At 71.8% G+C, this 19197-nt stretch carries 12 protein-coding genes; 6 read left to right on the top strand and 6 right to left on the bottom strand.

The genetic code is table 11. The features are described 5' to 3' along the window. Position 1: 1 nt before the first annotated feature. On the bottom strand, positions 2-3283 hold the full coding sequence (locus ACNNMR_RS09220) for a BTAD domain-containing putative transcriptional regulator (protein ID WP_419994045.1): 3282 nt from the start codon (positions 3281-3283) through the stop codon (positions 2-4). 491 nt (positions 3284-3774) lie between these two features. Further along, positions 3775-4967, bottom strand: a protein-coding gene (locus ACNNMR_RS09215; protein WP_419993208.1) for an IS3 family transposase whose coding sequence is annotated in 2 segments (ribosomal slippage) — positions 3775-4703 and positions 4703-4967 — 1194 coding nt in all. Because the reading frame shifts where the segments join, the coding sequence is not laid out codon by codon here. 166 nt (positions 4968-5133) lie between these two features. On the opposite strand from ACNNMR_RS09215, the gene ACNNMR_RS09210 reads away from it, so the two are divergent. Continuing rightward, complete coding sequence (locus ACNNMR_RS09210) at positions 5134-5379, top strand: hypothetical protein (protein ID WP_419994044.1); 246 nt, start codon at positions 5134-5136, stop codon at positions 5377-5379. Positions 5380-5392: 13 nt separating this feature from the next. Here ACNNMR_RS09210 and ACNNMR_RS09205 read toward each other — a convergent pair whose 3' ends face one another. Further along, the gene (locus tag ACNNMR_RS09205; protein WP_419994043.1) at positions 5393-6586 is read right to left on the bottom strand and encodes an IS110 family transposase; all 1194 of its coding nucleotides are present in this window, start codon (positions 6584-6586) and stop codon (positions 5393-5395) included. 433 nt (positions 6587-7019) lie between these two features. Next, the gene (locus tag ACNNMR_RS09200; protein WP_419994042.1) at positions 7020-7883 is read right to left on the bottom strand and encodes a class I SAM-dependent methyltransferase; all 864 of its coding nucleotides are present in this window, start codon (positions 7881-7883) and stop codon (positions 7020-7022) included. Positions 7884-8261: 378 nt separating this feature from the next. On the opposite strand from ACNNMR_RS09200, the gene rpsA reads away from it, so the two are divergent. Next, on the top strand, positions 8262-9773 hold the full coding sequence (gene rpsA, locus ACNNMR_RS09195) for a 30S ribosomal protein S1 (RefSeq protein ID WP_419994041.1): 1512 nt from the start codon (positions 8262-8264) through the stop codon (positions 9771-9773). Between the two features lie 99 nt (positions 9774-9872). On the opposite strand, the gene ACNNMR_RS09190 is transcribed toward rpsA, so the two are convergent. Then, positions 9873-12218 carry a protein kinase domain-containing protein gene (locus tag ACNNMR_RS09190; RefSeq protein ID WP_419994040.1) on the bottom strand — a complete coding sequence of 782 codons (2346 nt, stop codon included), beginning with the start codon at positions 12216-12218 and terminating at the stop codon, positions 9873-9875. A gap of 68 nt (positions 12219-12286) precedes the next feature. Beyond that, positions 12287-14575 carry a protein kinase domain-containing protein gene (locus ACNNMR_RS09185; protein WP_419994039.1) on the bottom strand — a complete coding sequence of 763 codons (2289 nt, stop codon included), beginning with the start codon at positions 14573-14575 and terminating at the stop codon, positions 12287-12289. Between the two features lie 74 nt (positions 14576-14649). Here ACNNMR_RS09185 and ACNNMR_RS09180 point away from each other — a divergent pair, with 74 nt between their 5' ends. The 4 genes from ACNNMR_RS09180 to ACNNMR_RS09165 all read left to right on the top strand — a co-directional run bounded on the left by ACNNMR_RS09180 (position 14650) and on the right by ACNNMR_RS09165 (position 19178). After that, positions 14650-15012: an arsenate reductase family protein gene (locus ACNNMR_RS09180; RefSeq protein ID WP_419994038.1), complete on the top strand. Its 363-nt coding sequence runs from the start codon at positions 14650-14652 to the stop codon at positions 15010-15012. A 64-nt stretch (positions 15013-15076) separates the two neighbouring features. After that, positions 15077-16213 carry a sensor histidine kinase gene (locus ACNNMR_RS09175; RefSeq protein WP_419994037.1) on the top strand — a complete coding sequence of 379 codons (1137 nt, stop codon included), beginning with the start codon at positions 15077-15079 and terminating at the stop codon, positions 16211-16213. Next, a complete protein-coding gene (locus ACNNMR_RS09170) occupies positions 16213-16887 on the top strand; it encodes a response regulator (RefSeq protein ID WP_419994036.1) in 675 nt (224 codons plus the stop codon). The genes ACNNMR_RS09175 and ACNNMR_RS09170 overlap by 1 nt, the downstream gene beginning before the upstream one ends. A gap of 137 nt (positions 16888-17024) precedes the next feature. Continuing rightward, positions 17025-19178: an MMPL family transporter gene (locus tag ACNNMR_RS09165; protein ID WP_419994035.1), complete on the top strand. Its 2154-nt coding sequence runs from the start codon at positions 17025-17027 to the stop codon at positions 19176-19178. The last annotated feature ends 19 nt before the right edge of the window (positions 19179-19197 follow it).

Raw genomic sequence — 19197 nt, 5'->3', positions numbered from 1 at the left:
GTTACACGTACCCACGCAGCATCGTCACCGCATCCCCCTGCCGCAGCTCCGCGCCGCGGGCCCGGGCGGGCTCGAAGTCCTCGCCCAGCTCGCGGCGCAGCCGCGCGGCCAGCTGCTGCGGGCACGGCTGCGCGGCGCGCACCCCGCGGACGCCGTCCGCGGCACCCAGGAGCTCGGCCGCGTACGCGACCTTGCCCTCGTGCGCCGCGAGGTCGGCGATGGCCACCCCCACGATGGCCGTGACCGGCATGTCCTGGGACTTCTCGGCCGCCCGCAGCGCCCCCACCAGATGCTCCCGTGCCGCCACCAAGTCACCCTGCGCGCACCGCAGATGCGCGAACCCGGACCGCAGCAGCGCCTCCAGCTGCGGCATCGCGTCAGGCGCCGCGCCCGCGCCCTGCCGCCAGGCGGTCAGCCCCTCCTCGTACCAGCGCTCGGCCGCATCCAAGTCGCCGGTGAGCCGGGCGAGTTCGCCGAGCGCGTGCCGGGCAACGGCGGCGATGTGCTGGCGGCCGTCGCGCAAGCAGGCGTCGAGCACCTCGGTCAGCAGCGCCCGGGCCTCATCGGTCCGCCCCTGCTGGGCGTCGAGCTCGGCGATACGTACCCGCAGCTGGCTGACATCGTCCTGGGCGCGCAGCTCACGCATGAGCCCGAGCGCCTCCTCGTAGCCGGCCCGGGCGGCGTCGTCCTCGCCGATCAGCGCCTGGTACTCGGCGAGCTGATGCAGCGCCATGCCCGTACCCCACCGATCGCCGACCGCCCGGAAGCCGGCGGCAGAGGCACGCAGGTCATCATCGATGCCGGCCGCGTACCCCTGGTTCTCCTTGAACGCCGCCCGCATCAGCCGCAGCATCGCCCGCGCCCACGGGTCCGGGTGATCGAGCCGCTCCTCGATCAGGCGGATCCCGGTGTCGTCGTCGTTCGCGAACATCGCCACGCCAGGCTCCAGCGCGGCCAGAATCGGCTGCCCATGGGCCGTATCGACCTGGGCGGCCAGCTCCTTGAGCTCCTCGACATACGGCCCGAGGAGACCCACCTGCCCGGACGAGGCGCTGTTGATGATGCAGAACGCGATCGCGGCGGCCCGCGCCTCAGTGGGCGAGTCGCCGGGCACCGCGAGGGCGAGCTGGGTCCAGTCGGCGGCCTCGCTGTGGTGGCCGAGGACCGACCAGAACATGCCGAGCGCCGCGCTGATCCGTACCGCGGTGGCGGCGTCGCCCGCGTCGATGGCGTAGCGGAGGGCGGCGAGGAGATTGTCGTGCTCGGCGTCGAGTACGGCGATCCAGTGCAGCTGGTCGTGCCCGCGGACGAGCGGCTCGGCGGTCTCGGCGAGTTCGAGGAAGTACGCGGCGTGGGCCGCGCGGGCAGCAGCCAGACCATCGCTCGCGGCCAGCCGCTCATGGCCGAACTCGCGGAGGGTCTCGAGCATGCGATAGCGCGGGGCGCCGTGCTGCGGTTCGTGCGCCTGCTGCAACAGGGACTTGTCGGCGAGGGCGGCGAGCGCGTCGAGCGCGGACACGGTGTCGCGGCCGGTGACGCCCGCGACCGCCTCGGGGCTGACGCCACCCGGAAACACCGACAGCCGCTCCGCGAGCCGCCGCTCGTCCTCGTCCATCAGCTCCCAGCTCCAGGCGACGACGGCCTGCAGCGTGCGATGCCGCGGCAGCGCGGTCCGGGAACCGGTGGTCAGCAGCCGGAAGCGGTCATCGAGCCGGGCCGCGACCTCTTGTACGGGGAGGGTGCGCAGGCGCGCCGCGGCCAGCTCGATCGCGAGGGGGAGACCGTCGAGGCGGCGGCAGATCTCGATGACGGTGGGTGCGTTCGCGGCGGTGACGGCGAAGTCGGGGCGGGCGGCGCGGGCACGGTCGGCGAAGAGCCGGATGGCGGGATAGGTGAGGTCGGCTTCGTACACGGTGTCCGCCGGCAGCCCCAGCGGCGGCACCGGGCACAGCGTCTCGCCCGCGATGCCCAGGGGCTCGCGGCTGGTGGCCAGGATGCGCAGCTGCGGGCAGCAACCCAGGAGGCGGTCGGCGAGGTCCGCGGCGGCGGCGATGACGTGTTCGCAGTTGTCGAGGACGAGGGTGGTGGGCGCGGCGGAGAGGGCGTCGGTGAGGCGGGTGAAGACATCGCGGGGTGCGGCCTGGTAGCGGGCGTCAAGGACGGCTGCCTCGCGCTGGCCGAGGGCGCTGAGGACGGCGAACGCGACATCGTCGGCGTCGGTGACGGGCGCCAGTTCGGCCAGCCAGACGCCGCCGGCGGGCCGGTCATCCGCGGCCAATTGCGCGGCGGCGGTCGAGGCGAGCCGGGTCTTGCCCGCTCCGCCGGGCCCGGTGAGGGTGACGAGCCGGGCATCCTTCAGCAGCGTACGAACCTGGCGGAGCTCCTCGTCGCGACCGACGAAGCTGTTCAGGGGGGAACGCAGGTTGCTGCGGGCAGGTCCGGGGGCGCTGGCGGCTGGCGCGTCGCGGGCGGCCTTCGACGCCTCGCGGATCGGCAGCGCCCCTTCATCTCGCAGCGCGCCATCGTCGCCGCGCAGGACCGCCAGGTGCACGGCCTGCAGCTCCGGCGACGGGTCGGTGCCGAGCTCCTCGGCAAGGCGACCTCGGAAGTCCTCGTACGCCGCGAGCGCCTCAGCCTGGCGCCCGGCCGCGTAGAGCGCCTTGACCAGCAGGATCCGCGGCCGCTCACGCAGCGGCTGGCTCTCGGCGAGCTCACGCAGCCCCGGGACCACCGCCTCGGTACGACCGGCGGCCAGCGCCGCCTCGTAACGATCGGCGGTGGCATCGAAGCGCAACTCCTCCAGCCGGTGCGCGGGCGCGGCGGCGAAGGCGGAGTCGGCGACGTCGGCCAGCGCGGGGCCGCGCCAGAGGGACAGGGCATTGGTGAGGAGCGTGTGCGCGTCCTCGGCGTCTCCGGCAGCCAGGGCCCGGCGGCCCTCTGCCGTGAGCTGCTCGAAGCGGACGGCGTCCACATCCGCCGGCTCCACGGCGAGGCGGTAGCCGGCGGGGCCGTACTCGATCGTGTGTGAGCTGCCCAGGGCGCGGCGCAGGCGGGAGACGAGGGACTGCAGGGCATTGCCGGGGTCGGCGGGGATCTGGTCCGGCTCCCACAGCGCGTCGGCCAGTGCCCCGGAGCCGACGAAGCGCCCGGGGTCCAGGGCCAGCCGAATCAGCAGCGCGCGAAGTCGCCCGCCCGCGATCTGGACAGCGTCCCCGTCCCCGACCCCGTCCCCGCCCCCGTTCCCGTCGGCCACCTCCAGCGGCCCCAGCACCCCTATGCGCACGGCAGTCAGCTTCTCACGGGGGCGTGGCTGCGCGACCTCGCGGAGGAGGGGGCGGGGGGCTTGGCATCGGATGGTGACGGCTGGGCTGCCGGGTTCTGGGTGTCCCGGTGCGGGAAACGGAGGCTGGCTGGGGAGGGAGGGGGAGGGGGGTCGCCTTGGGGAGCCGGGTGGCGGTTGGTGGGGTGGTGGGGTGGAGGGGTGGCGGAGTGGGGGGCGCGAGGCGGGGGTTCGCAGGGCGAGGGTTGGCGGTTGGCGGTGTGGCGGGGTGGTCGGGGCGGCGGTCGGGCTGTGGGCTCTGGCGGCCGGGGCGGCGGTCGGGCTGTGGGCTCTGGCGGCCGGGGCGGCGGTCGGGCTGTGGGGCACTGGTGATCGAGGCGGCAGCCGGGCTGTGGGGCACTGGTGGCGGGAGCGGCAGCCGGGCTGTGGGGCACGGGCGCAGGGGTGGGTCATAGTGAGCTGCCCCGAGTTTCATAGCGTCCGGACTTGATTGGTCAGGCGGACTGCTGGGTGGCTTCCTGACTTCGCCAGAAGGCGTCCTCGTACTCGGCGGGTGGCACGTAGTCGAGGGCGGAGTGGAGCCGTTCCTCGTTGTACCACGTCACCCAGCGAAAGATCGCCCGCTCGACCTGGTGGACGTCGTGCCAGGGGCCCTGCATCTCGATCAGCTCGGCCTTGAAGGTGCCGTTCAGCGCCTCCGCCATGGCGTTGTCGTAACTGTCCGCGACGGACCCGACGGATGCCGAGGCGCCGATGTCGGTGAGCCGGTCTGTGTATCGAATTGATACGTATTGCGACCCGCGGTCGCTGTGATGTATGAGACCGGAACCCGTCTTGATCCTCCGGCGCCACAGCGCCATTTCCAAGGCGTCCAGCGGCAGTTCGGTCCGCATGTGACCGGCGATCTGCCAGCCGACGATCATCCGCGAGTACACGTCGAGGACGAACGCGACATACGCCCAGCCGGACCAGGTCCGCACGTAGGTCATGTCCGCCACCCACAGCTGATCCGGCCGGTCCGCGGTGAAGTCGCGGTCGACCAGGTCCGGCGGCCGCGGCGCGGTCGGCTCGGGGATCGTGGTGCGGCGCCGCTGGCCGCGGATGACGCCTTCCAGGCCCAGCTCGCGCATCAGCCGCTCGACGGTGCAGCGGGCAGCTTCGACGCCCTTGCGCCGCAGCGCGCGGGTGATCCGGCGGGCCCCATAGGTGCCGCCGGACTCGGCGTGGATCTCCTCGATCATGGGCATGAGCTGTTCGTCGCGCAGCCGGCGGGCCGATTTCGGGCGCCGCTTGCGGGCGAAATAGGTCGAGACCGACAGGTCCAGCACCCGGCAGACGGGATCGACCCCGAGGCCGCGTTCCTTCAGGTGGTCGATCACCTGCTCGGCCTCGTCCGGGGACGGTCGATCTCCTGGGCAAAAAACACCGAAGCGGCCTTCAGGATCTCATTGGCCCGCTTCAACTCGGCGTTGTCCTTGCGGAGTTGTTTCAGCTCGTCGCGTTCGGCGCTGGTAAGCCGGTCATCGCGGTCGCCGCTGTCCGCCTCGGCCTGGCGGACCCACTGCCGCAGGGCTTCCTTGTGGATGCCGAGGTCTTTGGCGACATGGGCGACCGGGCGTCCGCTGGTGCGGACCTCGCGGACGGCACGCTCGCGGAGCTCGTCGGGGTACTTCCGTGGTGCTGGCACTTGCTCGTGTGTCTCCTTACGCCAAGATCATAGACCTGGCTTCAGGGACGCTACGAAACGGGGTGCAGCTCATAGCGACGGGGGGGTGCCCCTATGTGTTCGGTCAAGGGGCGAGGGTCAGTAGGTTCGTGTGGTCGAAGGTGAGTGCCTAGGGGGTGGGGGGCGCATGAGCGAGAGCCGGATCACGATCGAGCTCACGAGCGATCAGGCATTGGTGTTGTCGGACTGGTTGGAGAAGCTGCAGATGACGGACCTGAGTCGTGTCATCGACGATCCGGCCGTGTGGTCACCGATCCATCGCATTGCCGGAACGTTGGACAAGACGCTTCCTGAGTTGTTCGCGGCGGACTATGGCCGGCGGCTTGAGGCGGCTCGTCAGCGGCTTCGGGCGGAGAATGATTGGGCGGGTTGAACTCCTGAGCTGGTCATGGGGTTGACGGTTGGTAGAAGGTGCCGTCGCGGAGCATCGCGAAGAGCACGTCGGCTCGGCGGCGGGCGAGGCAGAGGATGGCCTGGGTGTGGTGCTTGCCCTCCTTGATCTTTTTGTCGTAGTAGGTGCGGGAGGCGGGATCGGACAGGGCGGCGAATGCGGAGAGGAAGAAGGCCCGCTTGAGCTGCTTGTTTCCTCTCCTGGATTGTTGTTCGCCGCGGATGGAGGAGCCGGAACTGCGGGTCGTCGGAGCGAGTCCCGCATAGGCGGCGAGGTGGGCGGCCGAGGGAAACCTGGTGCCGTCGCCGACGTCGATGAGGAGGCGGGCCGCGGTCCTGACGCCGACGCCCGGCATCGACGTCAGGACGGCGGCAAGAGGGTGGGCCTCCAGCAGTTCTTCGAGCCGCTTCTCCAGCAGCCGACGCTGGTCGAGCACGGCGGTCAGGGACCGGGCCAGACTCGGGACGATCAGTGCGGCTGCTTCGGTGCCCGGGACGACGACGGTCTGTTCGTCGAGCGCGGTGAAGATGTCCCCGGCCAAGCGGATGGCCATCCGCGGGGCTTTGGGACGCATCAGATTGGTGACCTGGCGGCGTCCGGCCTGGCGGATCTGGGCGGGCGAGCCGAACCTCTCCAGCAGGGCCAGGACGGCTGGGTGCTGCATGCGCGGGCCGAGCACTCGTTCCAGGTGCGGGTGGACCTGCGTGAACAGGCCGCGAAGCCGGTTGGAGAGCCGGTTTGCCTCGGCGACCAGGTCGTCGTCGAAGCCGACGAGCATCTCCAGCTCGGCGACGGTCTCGTCGTCCAGGTCGATGGAGCGGAGGGTGTGAGGCATCGAGCGGGCCGCGTCGGCGATGATGAACGCGTCGCGGGCGTCGGTTTTGGCCTCACCCGGATAGAGATCGGCGATCCGCCGCATCGTCAGGCCCGGCAGATAGGCGACCGGGCATCCCATGTTGCGGGCGACGGCCAGCGGCAGGGCTCCGATGGAAGCCGGCTGGTCGACGACGACCAGCACGGTTCCGTGTTTGGCCTGCAGTTTCGCGAAGACCTCGTGGAGTTTGGGTTCGCTGTTGGGCAGGCGTCGGTCGAAGGCTTTCTTGCCGGCCGCGGTGACGGCGGTGGCGTGGTGTTCGCCTTTGCCGACGTCCAGGCCGAGGAAGACGTCGATGTCGCTGGTGTCGATCACGTCGTGGTTCCTTCGGTGCTGTTCACCCGGCCTCGCCACGGCACTGATCGCCACATCCACATTACGAAGAACCTCCCGACCTGGGGAAAGGCCGGTGGTCATGCCCCTAATCAGCGGTCTGTCAGTGCCTTCGGAGCTGGTGACACCACCCCCCGGGCCATGCACTCGACAAGGGGAGGTAGTCATGCCAACTCCGAAGGCCGGTAGTCCCGTTGCAGGACTACGAAGAAGGTAATGGGGGGGAAGTCCGGGTTGATCCCTTCCTACGGGAGGAGGGCCGAGTGGAACGACGCCGCCGAAAAAACCCAGCACCGGGCGGTGGTGGACCACAGCGTTTTTTCGGTGGTGTCGTGGAACTCGGCCCGGCCCACCCACCGATCAAGCCCGTCCGGCGCTTGAGGACATCCGTGGCGAAGCCACAGGATTCCACCCGCTAACCCGCCTCGCACACAAAGATCGCCGTCCCCGGAATCAAGCCACCCCGCAGCGGCGACCACCCACCCCACTCCTGCCCATTCCACCGCGGCCACTCCGGCTCCACCAGATCCACCAGGCGGAACCCAGCCGCGACCACATCCCGCACCCGATCCCCCATCGTCCGGTGATGCTCCACATACACCGCACTCCCGCTCTCATCCACCTCCACATAAGGCGTGCGATCGAAGTACGACGCCGCCACCGACAGACCCTCCGGCCCCGGCTCGTCCGGGAACGCCCACCGGATCGGATGCGTGACGGAGAAGACGAACCGGGCGCCCGGGCGCAGCACGCGATGGACCTCGCTCAGCACCGTCACCGGATCCGCGACGAAAGGCAGCGCCCCGTACGCGGAAAAGCCCAGGTCAAAGCTGTCCGAAGCAAAGGGAAGGGCAGCCGCGTCGGCCTCCACGAGAGGAAAGGAAGCCCCCAGACGGAGGGCGTGCTGCAGCTGACGGTGGGCGAGATCGAGCGCGACGGGGCGCGCACCGCGCTCCGCGAGCCACCGCGAGCACTGCGCGGCGCCCGCGCCGATCTCCAGCACCCTCCGGTCCTTGACCTCACCGAGCAGCCCCAGCTCGTCCTCGCTCAGCCCCTCCGGCCCCCAGACGAAGCCGGCGTCGCCGAGAAAGCCCCCATGGTCCTGCTGATACTCGTCCGCATGCCGGTCCCACCAGCCACGATTCGCGACCCGGCTCTCCGCCGAGGAGGCGGGGCGACGCGTGGCCTCGGCGTCGTCATCGTCGGCAGCAGCGCCGGCAGCAGCGCCCGCTCCGGCCTCCAGGCCGGAGCCGGGCCCGCGCCCAGGTTCTTGGATCATGGCTGGAATCGTCGTACTCTCTGCTCGACGGGCGGCGCAGTCCCGGCGCAAAAGGCCGGAAATCGCCGGTCAGCGGCCTCGTGGCGGCCGTGACGCGGACGTATTCGTGCCGGATATGGGGCGGCATGCCCCAGGTGCACTCTTCGCGCATTGACCGTGCCCGGCTGCCCCCGTATGCTACAAGTTGCGCTGCGGGCCTGCGCGCCTCGGACGGAGCAGGTCGCGCTCGCATCAGTTGTATGTCCCCTCGGTTCTCGAGGCGCTCGCCGGGCAGCATGGATGAGCGCCTTCAAGGCTGTCCGGCTTCGGTGGTGCGATCAAGGGTTCACGGCGCGGCAGTATCCACTACTTCATGTCCGTACCGGAGCCCTTTCCCACATGACGAGCAGCACCGAGACCACCGCCACCACGCCGCAGGTTGCGGTCAACGACATCGGTTCCGAGGAAGCCTTCCTCGCCGCGATCGACGAGACGATCAAGTACTTCAACGACGGCGACATCGTCGACGGCGTCATCGTGAAGGTCGACCGGGACGAGGTCCTGCTCGACATCGGTTACAAGACCGAGGGCGTCATCCCCTCGCGCGAGCTGTCGATCAAGCACGACGTCGACCCCAACGAGGTCGTTGCCGTCGGTGACGAGATCGAGGCCCTGGTTCTCCAGAAGGAGGACAAGGAAGGCCGCCTCATCCTGTCCAAGAAGCGCGCTCAGTACGAGCGTGCCTGGGGCACGATCGAGAAGATCAAGGAAGAGGACGGCATCGTCACCGGTACCGTCATCGAGGTCGTCAAGGGTGGTCTCATCCTCGACATCGGCCTCCGCGGCTTCCTCCCGGCCTCCCTGGTCGAGATGCGTCGCGTCCGCGACCTCCAGCCCTACGTGGGCAAGGAGCTCGAGGCGAAGATCATCGAGCTGGACAAGAACCGCAACAACGTGGTCCTGTCCCGCCGTGCCTGGCTCGAGCAGACCCAGTCCGAGGTCCGCCAGACGTTCCTCACCACCCTCCAGAAGGGTCAGGTCCGCTCCGGCGTCGTGTCCTCCATCGTCAACTTCGGTGCCTTCGTGGACCTGGGCGGCGTCGACGGCCTGGTGCACGTCTCGGAGCTGTCCTGGAAGCACATCGACCACCCGTCCGAGGTCGTCGAGGTCGGCCAGGAGGTCACGGTCGAGGTCCTGGACGTCGACATGGACCGCGAGCGCGTCTCCCTGTCGCTGAAGGCGACCCAGGAAGACCCGTGGCAGCAGTTCGCCCGCACCCACCAGATCGGCCAGGTCGTGCCCGGCAAGGTCACGAAGCTGGTTCCGTTCGGTGCGTTCGTGCGCGTCGACGAGGGCATCGAGGGCCTGGTCCACATCTCCGAGCTGGCCGAGCGCCACGTGGAGATCCCGGAGCAGGTCGTCCAGGTCAACGACGAGATCTTCGTCAAGGTCATCGACATCGACCTCGAGCGTCGCCGCATCTCGCTGAGCCTCAAGCAGGCCAACGAGTCCTTCGGCGCCGACCCGATGGCCGTCGACTTCGACCCGACCCTGTACGGCATGGCCGCGTCCTACGACGACCAGGGCAACTACATCTACCCCGAGGGCTTCGACCCGGAGACCAACGAGTGGATGGACGGCTTCGACAAGCAGCGCGAGGAGTGGGAGCGCCAGTACGCCGAGGCGCAGGTCCGCTTCGAGCAGCACCAGGCGCAGGTCGTCAAGTCCCGCGAGGCCGACGCCCAGGCCGCGGCCGAGGCCGGCGAGTCCGGTGGCGCGGCTCCGCAGGGCGGCGGCGCTGCCTCCGGCGGCGGCTCGTACTCCTCGGAGTCGGCCGACGACGGCGGCGCGCTCGCCTCTGACGAGGCGCTGGCGGCGCTCCGCGAGAAGCTGGCCGGAGGCCAGAGCTGATCGCAGCGCTTAGCTGAGCGAGCTGGATAGCTAGCTGAGAGCGGGCCCGTTCCCTTCGGGGGGCGGGCCCGCTTCTTGTGTGCGGCAGCGGGTGTCGGCTCAGCCCTTTGTACGGGCCACCTGCCGCCACCCGCTGTCCTCGTGGCGGTCGATCCACACCGGCGGGTGCTGTTCCGCCTCCTTCAGCTGCTTCCAGCCGCCCGTGAGCAGCCCCTTGGGCGTCGCCGACGGCAGCTCCTGCGTCAGGCGGGCCCGGATGTGGGTCGGCTGGTGGGCGTCCTTCGTCTCCTTCGGGACCCGGGACCAGGCCGCGAGCAGCGCGCGGGTGGCGTCGTACTGCTCGGCCGCGTACGGCAGTGCGGCCAGGTCCTTGCCCAGGGCGGCGCGGACCTTCGCGGCGCGCGTACGGTCGGAGTCGCGGGCCGCGCTGTAGTAGCCGCGCGGCGCGAGCCAGCCGTCCGGGAAGTCGAATGCGGCGGCCTCCGAGAACCGGCCCGAGCACTCCGGGCTCGTCGGATCCCAGGCCGCCCTGATCCCGCGGAAGCCCGAGCCGTCGACCGCCTTCATCCAGGCCGTCAACGCCTTCGCGTCCTCGGTCTGGAGATACACCGCATCCGGCCGGTACTCCCTGATGCCCTCGCGCAGCACCGAAGCCGCCTCGCCGCCGAGCGTGCCGGCGTGGTCGACCCGTACGTCCGCGCCCGCCGCGCGCAGCTCGTCGATGAGCGTACGGGTGGAGGGCTTCTCACTGTCGCCACGGACGTACACCTTGTGCACGCCGGGGCGCCCGGCGAGATGCCGGGCCATGGCCCGGCCCATGTCCGTCGCGGCAGCTGAGGTGCTGAAGACGCTGGCGTTCGTCTTGGTGTCGGGCTGGTCCGGTGCGATGTACGGGTCGTCCTTCCGGCAGGTGCGGAGGAAGACGGTCGGGAGCGGGCCGCGTTCGTCGTAGCTGCTCGGGATGGTCGGATCGTCGCCGACGACGCCGATGAGGCCGGGGGTGTCCGCGGTCCACTGCACGGGCTCCTCGTCGGACATGACCGGCGTGACGCCGACGCCGGGGGCGGCCGCGTTTCCTTGCGCGGCGCGCTGGACGGCCCTCGGGATGATCAACTTGGTCGGCTCGACGGTGTCGTCGCGGCCGCTGAGGGCGCCGACCGAGTAGCCGTCGGCGGCTGGTGACGGTGTTACGGCTTTGACGGGCGGGTCGTGCGGTGTCGGGCCTCGGTCGCTGCTCATGAGGGCGATGGTGACGCCGCCGCCCAGGAAGAGTGCCGCGCCCAGGAGGGAGATCAGCACCTGGCGGGCGGCGCGGGTGAGGGTTGCGGGGGTGAGGGCGGGCTTGGGGCGCGGCTTCGGGGTGGGTGGGACGGCCCCGTTGGGCCTCGGGGTGCGTGAGGCGGCCGCGCTGGGCGGCTTCGGGGTAGCGGCTCGCCGAGGGCTGGGCTGCTGCGGTTGGGCGGGGGTGGACGTGGGCGCGGACGCATCCGGATCCGGCACCGCGGGCTTCCGCCCCGCCGCCGGCGGCCCGACCGCGCGCTCCGCCCCCGGCGGCCCGGCCTCGCGGCCCGCCGCCGGCAGCCCCGCCTCCCGTATCGCCTCCGCCGCCGTCTCCGCGTCCGCCGGGCGGCCCTCCGGGTCCCGCGCCATCAGCGCCAGCACCACCCGGTCCACCGCCCCCGGCAGCCCGCGCACGGCCCGACTCGGCCGCAGCGGCGTGTCGTTCAGGTGGTTGTACATCACCTGAGCCGACGTCCCGACGTACGGCGGCCGCCCCACAAGGAGCTCGTACAAGACACAGCCGACCGCATACAGGTCCGTCCGCGCACCCCCCGCGTCATCGCGGAAGCGCTCCGGCGCCATGTACAGCACGCTCCCGAAGGGCAGTGCCCCGGTCCGCGTAAGCCGCTGGTCCGAGGACCCCTCAAGGAAGCGCGCGATGCCGAAGTCCAGCACCTTCACCGAGTCGTCGCCGGTGACCATCACATTCGCGGGCTTGATGTCGCGATGGACCACCCCCGCCGCATGCGCCGTCGCCAGCGCCCGGCAGATCTGTTCCACCCACACGAGCGCCTTTTCGTACGGGACCCGCCCGTCGTCCTTCAGCACCCGCTCCAGCGTGCGGCCCCGGACCAGCGCCATGACCAGATACGCCGTGCCGTCCCGGCCGCCGATCTCCGCGGTCCCGTGGTCGTGCAGCGCCACCACATGCGGGCTCTCCAGCGCCGCCACCGCCCGCGCCTCGCGGTCGAAGCGGGCCAGCATCTCCGCGCGGTCGGCCTCGTCGGTGCCGGGCGGCGGCGCGAACACCTTCACCGCGACCTCGCGCCCCAGCCGGGTGTCCCGGGCGCGCCAGACCTCGCCCATGCCGCCGGCGCCGAGCGGCTCGATCAGCTCGTAACGCCCGTCGACCAACTCGCCTGACCGCTCACCGTCCTCGGGCACAGCCGCCGCCCCCCTCCCCCTTGACCTGCTGGTGAGATGACGTGCGCGAGGCGCGGTCGGTTCCCCGGTCAGTCGGCGGGGGAGGGGGCCTTCACCTGGCGCCAGGTGCGGCCGTCGCGGCGGTCGATCCAGACCGGCGGTTCGGTCTGGGCGGCCTGCAGGGTCTTCCAGTGGGTGGTGAGCAGGCCCTTCGCGGGGGTGCGGGGCAGCGCGTCGGCCACCTGCATGCGGGTCTCCTCCGGGTCGTCGCCGGACTTGATCTTCTTCGGGACCTCGGCCCAGGCCGCCATGAGGGCGCGGGTGGCGTCGTACGCCTCGGCGGCGTACGGCCGCTTCGCCAGGTCCGCACCCAGCGCGGCGCGGACCTTGGCGGCGTGCTTGCGGTCGGTGTCGCGGGCCGCGCTGTAGTAGCCGCGCGGGGAGAGCCAGCCGTCCGGGAAGACGTCCTCGGTCTGGGTGGGGTACGAGCACGCCGGGGCCAGCCCGTCCCAGGCCGCCTTCGGCCCGTCGAAACCGGTCTTGTCCACCGCGCGCGCCCAGTCCGACAGGGCGTCGTCGTCCGGGGCCTGCAGGTATACGGCGTCCGGCGCGTACTCGCGGAGGCCCTTGCGGAGGATCGAGAGCGGATCCTCCTCGTACCCGACGTGCTCCACCCGCACGTCGACGTCCAGGTCCCGCAGCGTCTCGATCAGCGCGCGCGTGGAGCCCTCGTCGCTGTCGCCGCGCACGTACACCTTGCGCACACCCGGCTGGGCGGCGAGGTGGCGCGCCATGCTCTTGCCCAGGTCGGTCGACTTGGCGGAGACGCGGAACTCGGCGGGGTCCGGGTCCGGGTACTCCTCGTCGTAGGTGTCGTCCTCCCTGCACGTGTGGATGAGGGCGGGTTCGTCGCTCGTGCTGCCGAGGCTGACGGAGTTCTCCGGGTCGTCTCCGACCATGCCCATCAGGCCCGGCTCGTTCTCCACCCACTGATCGGATTCCCACTGGGAGCTGATGTGGGTGACGTGCATCGCGTCGGGGTCCTTGGCGGCCGCGCGCCTGACCGCGTCGTCCAGGTCGGAGTCCGCGATGTTCCCGGCGCCGTCGAGACCGGACACCGCGCCGATGGAGTAGGTGCCGGTGAAGGCGGGGGACTCGGAGCCGCCCGGGCTGGGCGGCGGGACGGGGTCGTGCGGCGGCGGGTCGTCGCCCGCCATGCTGATGCCGACGATGGTGCCCATGGCGGCGATCACGGCGGCGATGGTGAGCGCGGCTTTGCGGCGGGCCTTGCGGGGCTGTTCCTTGGGGGCGTCGGCGATGGAGAGGGGGCGGGGCTTGGGGGTGGGGGCTGGGGCCTGCTGCGGGGCCGGCCGCTTTTCGGGTACGGGCCGCTTCTCGGCGGCGGGCGTCTTCTCGACTGCGGGCGTCTCCACGGGGTCGGGCGACTTCTCGGGTTCGGGCGACTTCTCGGATACGGGCGCGGACGCCCGCCCCTGCCCCGCCGCCGGCAGCCCCGCTTCCCGTATCGCCTCCGCCGCCGCCTCCGCGTCCGCCGGGCGGTCCGACGGCTCCCGCGCCATGAGCGCCAGCACCAGCCGGTCCACCGCCCCCGGCAGCCCGCGCACGGCCCGACTCGGCCGCAGCGGCGTGTCGTTGAGGTGGTTGTACATCACCCCGGCCGAGGAGCCGACATACGGCGGCCGCCCCACCAGCAGCTCGTACAGCACGCAGCCCACCGCGTACAGGTCCGTCCGCGCATCCCCTGCGTCATCGCGGAAGCGCTCGGGCGCCATGTACAGCACGCTCCCGAACGGCAGCGCCCCCGTCCGCGTCAGCCGCTGATCCAGCGCCGCCGCCTCGACGAAGCGCGCGATGCCGAAGTCCAGCACCCGCACCGAGTCATCGTCGGTCACCATCACATTCGCCGGCTTGATGTCGCGATGCACGACCCCCGCCGCATGCGCCGTCGCCAGCGCCCGGCAGATCTGCTCAGCCCACACCAACGCCTTCTCGTACGGGACCCGCCCGTCGTCCTTCAGCACCCGCTCCAGCGTGCGGCCCCGGACCAGCGCCATCACCAGATACGCGACCTCGTCCCGGCCGCCGATCGACGCCGTGCCATGGTCGTGCAGCGCCACCACATACGGGCTCTCCAGCGCCGCCACCGCCCGCGCCTCGCGGTCGAAGCGGGCCAGCATCTCCGCGTGGTCGCTCTCGTCGGTGCCGCGCGGCGGCGCGAACACCTTCACCGCGACCTCCCGGCCCAGCCGAGTGTCCCGCGCCCGCCACACCTCGCCCATGCCGCCCGTACCGAGCAGTTCGAGCAATGCGTAACGCCCGTCGACCACTTCACCCGCTTCGGCACCGTCCCCGGACAACGCGCCGCCCCCTCCCCGTTCGCCTGCTGGAGAGAGACGTGCGGCGGATGGGGCCGGTTCCATAGGCTGGGGTCATGGAGATCTGGATCAATCCCGCCTGCTCGAAGTGCCGCAGCGCCGTGAAGCTGCTGGAGGCCGAGGGGGCCGGCTACACGGTTCGGCGCTATCTGGAGGACCCGCCCAGCGAGTCCGAGCTGAGCGACGTACTCAAGCGGCTGGGCCTTGAGCCGTGGGACATCGTGCGCACGCAGGAGGCCGCCGCCAAGGAGCTCGGGCTCAAGGACTGGCCGAAGACCCCGGCAGAGCGCGGCCGCTGGCTGCAGGCGCTCGCCGAGCACCCGAAGCTCATCCAGCGGCCGATCATCACCGCCGATGACGGGACGGCGGTCGTGGCGCGGACGGACGAGGCGGTACGGGACGCCCTGTCTCGCGGCTGAGTCCCCCGGATCAGGCGCGTACGGCCAGCAGGGCGCCGGCGTGTGCAGCGCATACGCTGGCCGCATGTTTGTGAGGCTGCCGCAGGGGCGTGGTGCCGATGCCGCCGTTGCCGGTGTCGTCGGTGCCGTGGTGGTGGCCGGGAGTCTGCGGTCGGTGTTTGCCGAGCGGCAGGAGCCGTGGGCGGTGACCGTGGTCGGGTGGGGGCTGATCGCGGTTGCCTGCGGGGCGTTGTACTTCTGGCGGCGGTGGCCGGTCCCGGTCGCTGTCGTCAGCTTTGCCGCCACCGCGGTGTACTACCCGAGCAGCGCGTACGACGGGCCGCTGATGATCGCGCCGGTGGTGGCGATGTACGCGGTCGCCGCCGCCGGGCGGTTGAAGGCGGCGGTGGCGATCGCCGCCGCCATGGTGATCGGCACAGGGCTCGGCACCCTCGCAGGCAATGACGAGATCAACGGCATCGCGCTCTTCATGCTCACCGGCTGGCTCGTCGGCGTGGTGGCGCTGGGGAGCATGCAGCACGGGCGCCGCGCGTACGCGGAGGAGGAGGCCAGGCGCCGCGCCACCGAGGAGCGGCTGCGCATCGCCCGCGAGCTGCACGATGTCGTCGGCCACAACATCTCCATGATCAATGTGCAGGCGGGCGCCGCCCTGCACCGGCTGAAGAAGACCGCGGGACCCGAGGACACGGCCGTGCAGTCGCTCACCGAGATCAAGGTCAGCAGCAAGGAGACGCTGCGCGAGCTGCGCGCCACCCTCGGCGTGCTGCGCCAGGTCGACGAGGCGGCGCCGACCGCCCCGCCGCCCGGCGTGGACCGGCTGCCGGAGCTCGCGGCCGGCGCCCGCCGCGCGGGCCTCGCGGTGGCCGTCGAGACCGGCGGCGAGCCGCGGCCGCTGCCCGCCGAAGTGGACCTGGCGGCGTACCGGATCGTGCAGGAGTCGCTCACCAACGTCAGCCGGCATGCCCGCGGCGCCGCGGCGGTGACGGTCCTGCTGCGGTACGGGCCGGACCGGCTGGAGCTGTCCGTGACCGACGACGGGCGCGGCCCCGCCGGCTACGCGCACGGCGCCGGCAGCGGCGTGCACGGCATGCGCGAGCGCGCCCGGCTGCTCGGCGGGCGGCTCACCGCGGGGCCGCGGCCCGACGGCGCCCCCGGCTTCGCGGTCGAGGCGACGCTGCCGTACGAGAACGAGGGAGCCTAGTGGACAGGATCAGAGTGCTGCTGGCGGATGATCAGCGGCTGGTGCGGGCCGGGTTCCGGTCGATTCTCGAGGACGAGGACGACCTGGAGGTGGTCGGCGAGGTCAGCGACGGCGCCGCCGCGGTGGCGGCCTGCCGTGAACTGCGGCCCGACGTGGTGCTGATGGACATCCGGATGCCGGATGTGGACGGGCTCGAGGCGGCCCGGCGGATCGCCGAGGACGAGCGGCTGGGTGAGGTCAAGGTCGTCATCCTGACCACCTTCGACCTCGACGATTACGTGTACGGGGCGCTGCGCGCCGGCGCGACCGGCTTCCTGGTCAAGGACACCGAGCCGGAGGAGCTGATCCACGCGGTGCGGGTCGCGGCCCGCGGTGACGCGCTGATCAGCCCGTCGGTGACGCGGCGGCTGATCGCGGAGTTCGCGGGCCGGGTGAAGGCGCCCGAGCCGTCGCCGCGGCTGAACGCGCTGACCGAGCGGGAGCGCGAGGTGATGGTGCTGGTCGCGGCGGGGCTGACGAACGACGAGATCGCGGCGCGGCTGGTGCTCAGCCCGGCCACGGCGAAGACGCACGTCAGCCGCATCATGACGAAGCTGGGCGTGCGGGACCGCAGCCAGCTGGTGGTGCTCGCGTACGAGACGGGCATGGTCAGCCCCGGCTGGCTGGCGGACTAGGCCGGTCCTGACAACCGCGGGGTACAGCCAGCAACCGCGGGGGTACGGCCCCGCGCCACCCCGCAACCCCCGTGGTACGCCAGGTGCCCTCCGGCGGCCGACGCCCCGGCCCGTAACGCCCCCGCAGCCTCAAGGGCATGAGCACTGACACCCGTACCTCACCCGCGCCACCCGGCGTCTTCTCCCGGCTGGCCGGCTGGTCGCAGCGGCACCGCTGGGGCGCCCTGCTGCTCTGGGTGGTGGTGGTCGCCGCGATCACCGCCGGTTCCCAGGCGGCGGGCAGCGACTACCGCAACGACTTCTCCCTCCCCGGCACCGACTCCCAGGCCGCCACCGACCTGCTCAAGGAGCACGGCGCGGCGCAGGCGGGGGACAGTGTGCAGATCGTCTTCAAGGACGACGACGGGCTCCACGGCGAGCGGGCCGGGGTCGAGCGGATGCTCGGGAAGGTCGCCGACCTGCCGTCCGTGACCGGGGTGCGGAGTCCGTACGAGGACCGCGCCGCCGTGTCCGAGGACGGCACCATCGGGTACGCCACCGTCACCCTCTCCGGCAAGGCGGAGGAGGTGCCCAAGGAGGATGTCGTACGGATCATCGACACCGCGCAGGCGGCGGCCGGTGACGGGCTCGGCGTCGAGCTCGGCGGCGACGCCGTGCGCGGCGCCGTGGAGGAGGAAGGCGGCGCCGCGGAGGGCGCGGGGATGCTGGCCGCGCTGGTCGTGCTGGTGCTGCTCTTCGGCTCGCTGGTGGCGGCGGCGCTGCCGCTGGTGACGGCGCTGTTCGCGGTCGGCGGCGCGATCGGTCTGATCGGGCTCGCGTCCCATGTCTTTACGGTGGCCGACTTCACGCCGCCGATCATGATGCTGGTCGGGCTCGGCGTGGGCGTGGACTATGCGCTGCTGATCTTCTACCGCTACCGGCATGAGCTGATGCGGGGTGCGGAGCCGGCGGCGGCGACGCGTACCGCGCTGGATGCGGCCGGGCGGACGGTCTTCTTCGCCGGCTGCACCGTGATCATTGCGCTGCTCGGGCTGGTGGCGCTGGGGCTCGGGTCGCTGCAAGGTGTGGCGCTGGCGGTGGCGTTGACCGTGCTGGTCACCATGGCGGCCTCGCTGGTGCTGCTGCCGGCGCTGATGGCCGTATTCGGCGGGCGCATTCAGCGGCATGTGCTGAAGCAGGCGGCGAAGGCGGCGGCCAAGGGCAAGGTGGAGGGCGCGCGCTGGCGGCGCCTCGGCGCGGCAGTGCAGCGGCGGCCGCTGCCTGCGCTGCTGGTCGCGGTGGTGGCCCTGGGGGCGCTCGCGGCGCCGGCCGCGGGGATGCGGCTGGGGTTCGCGGACGCGGGCAATGATGCGGCGGACTCGACCGGGCGGAAGGCGTACGACCTGCTGGCGGAGGGCTTCGGGCCGGGCTTCAACGGGCCGCTGATCGTGACCGGTGAGGCCGACGCGGGCGCGGGGCAGGAGCTGCGCAAGGCCCTGGACGCCGCCGACGGCATCGCGGCGACGACCCCGCCGCTGCCGTCCGAGGACGGCTCGCTGACGACGGTGATGGCCTTCCCGGAGACGGCGCCGCAGGACGAGGGCACCGAGCAACTGGTGCACGCGCTGCGCGACGACGTGCTGCCGCCGGTGGCGGACCGTACCGGCGCGGACTTCCTCGTCGGCGGGCCGACCGCCGCCACCCAGGACTTCGCGGATACGGTCGCGGACCGGCTGCCGCTCTTCGTGGCGATCGTGGTGGGGCTTTCCGCGCTGCTGCTGATGGTCGTGTTCCGGTCGGTGCTGATCCCGCTCAAGGCGGCTTTGCTGAACCTGCTGTCGATCGCGGCGGCGCTGGGGGCGATCACGCTGGTGTTCCAGGAGGGCTGGTTCGGGGTGCAGCCGGGGCCGATCGAGGCCTTCATTCCGGTGATGATCTTTGCGATCGTCTTCGGGCTGTCCATGGATTACGAGGTCTTCCTCGTCTCGCGGATCCATGAGGAGTGGGAGCGGACGAGGGATCACTCGTTCGCGGTACGGGAGGGGCTGGCGGCCACCGGCAAGGTGATCACCGCGGCCGCCGCCATCATGATCGTCGTCTTCGCGGCCTTCGTGCTGAGCCCGAGCCGGATGCTGCAGCAGTTCGGGCTGGGGCTTGCGGTGGCGATCCTGCTGGACGCGGTGGTGATCAGGTGCCTGATCGTGCCCGCGGTAATGCAGCTGATGGGGCGGCGGGCGTGGTGGCTGCCCGGGTGGCTGGCGCGGCGGCTGCCGCGGGTGGCGCTGGAGGCGCGGGGGTCGGAGGAGCGCTAGGGCTGGGGCCGGAGGAGCG

Source organism: Streptomyces boninensis, from assembly GCF_048572725.1.
GTDB classification, from domain to species: Bacteria; Actinomycetota; Actinomycetes; order Streptomycetales; family Streptomycetaceae; genus Streptomyces; species Streptomyces boninensis.
Note: the sequence above shows the minus strand (reverse complement) of the source record. Positions and strands in the feature narration are given on the sequence as shown.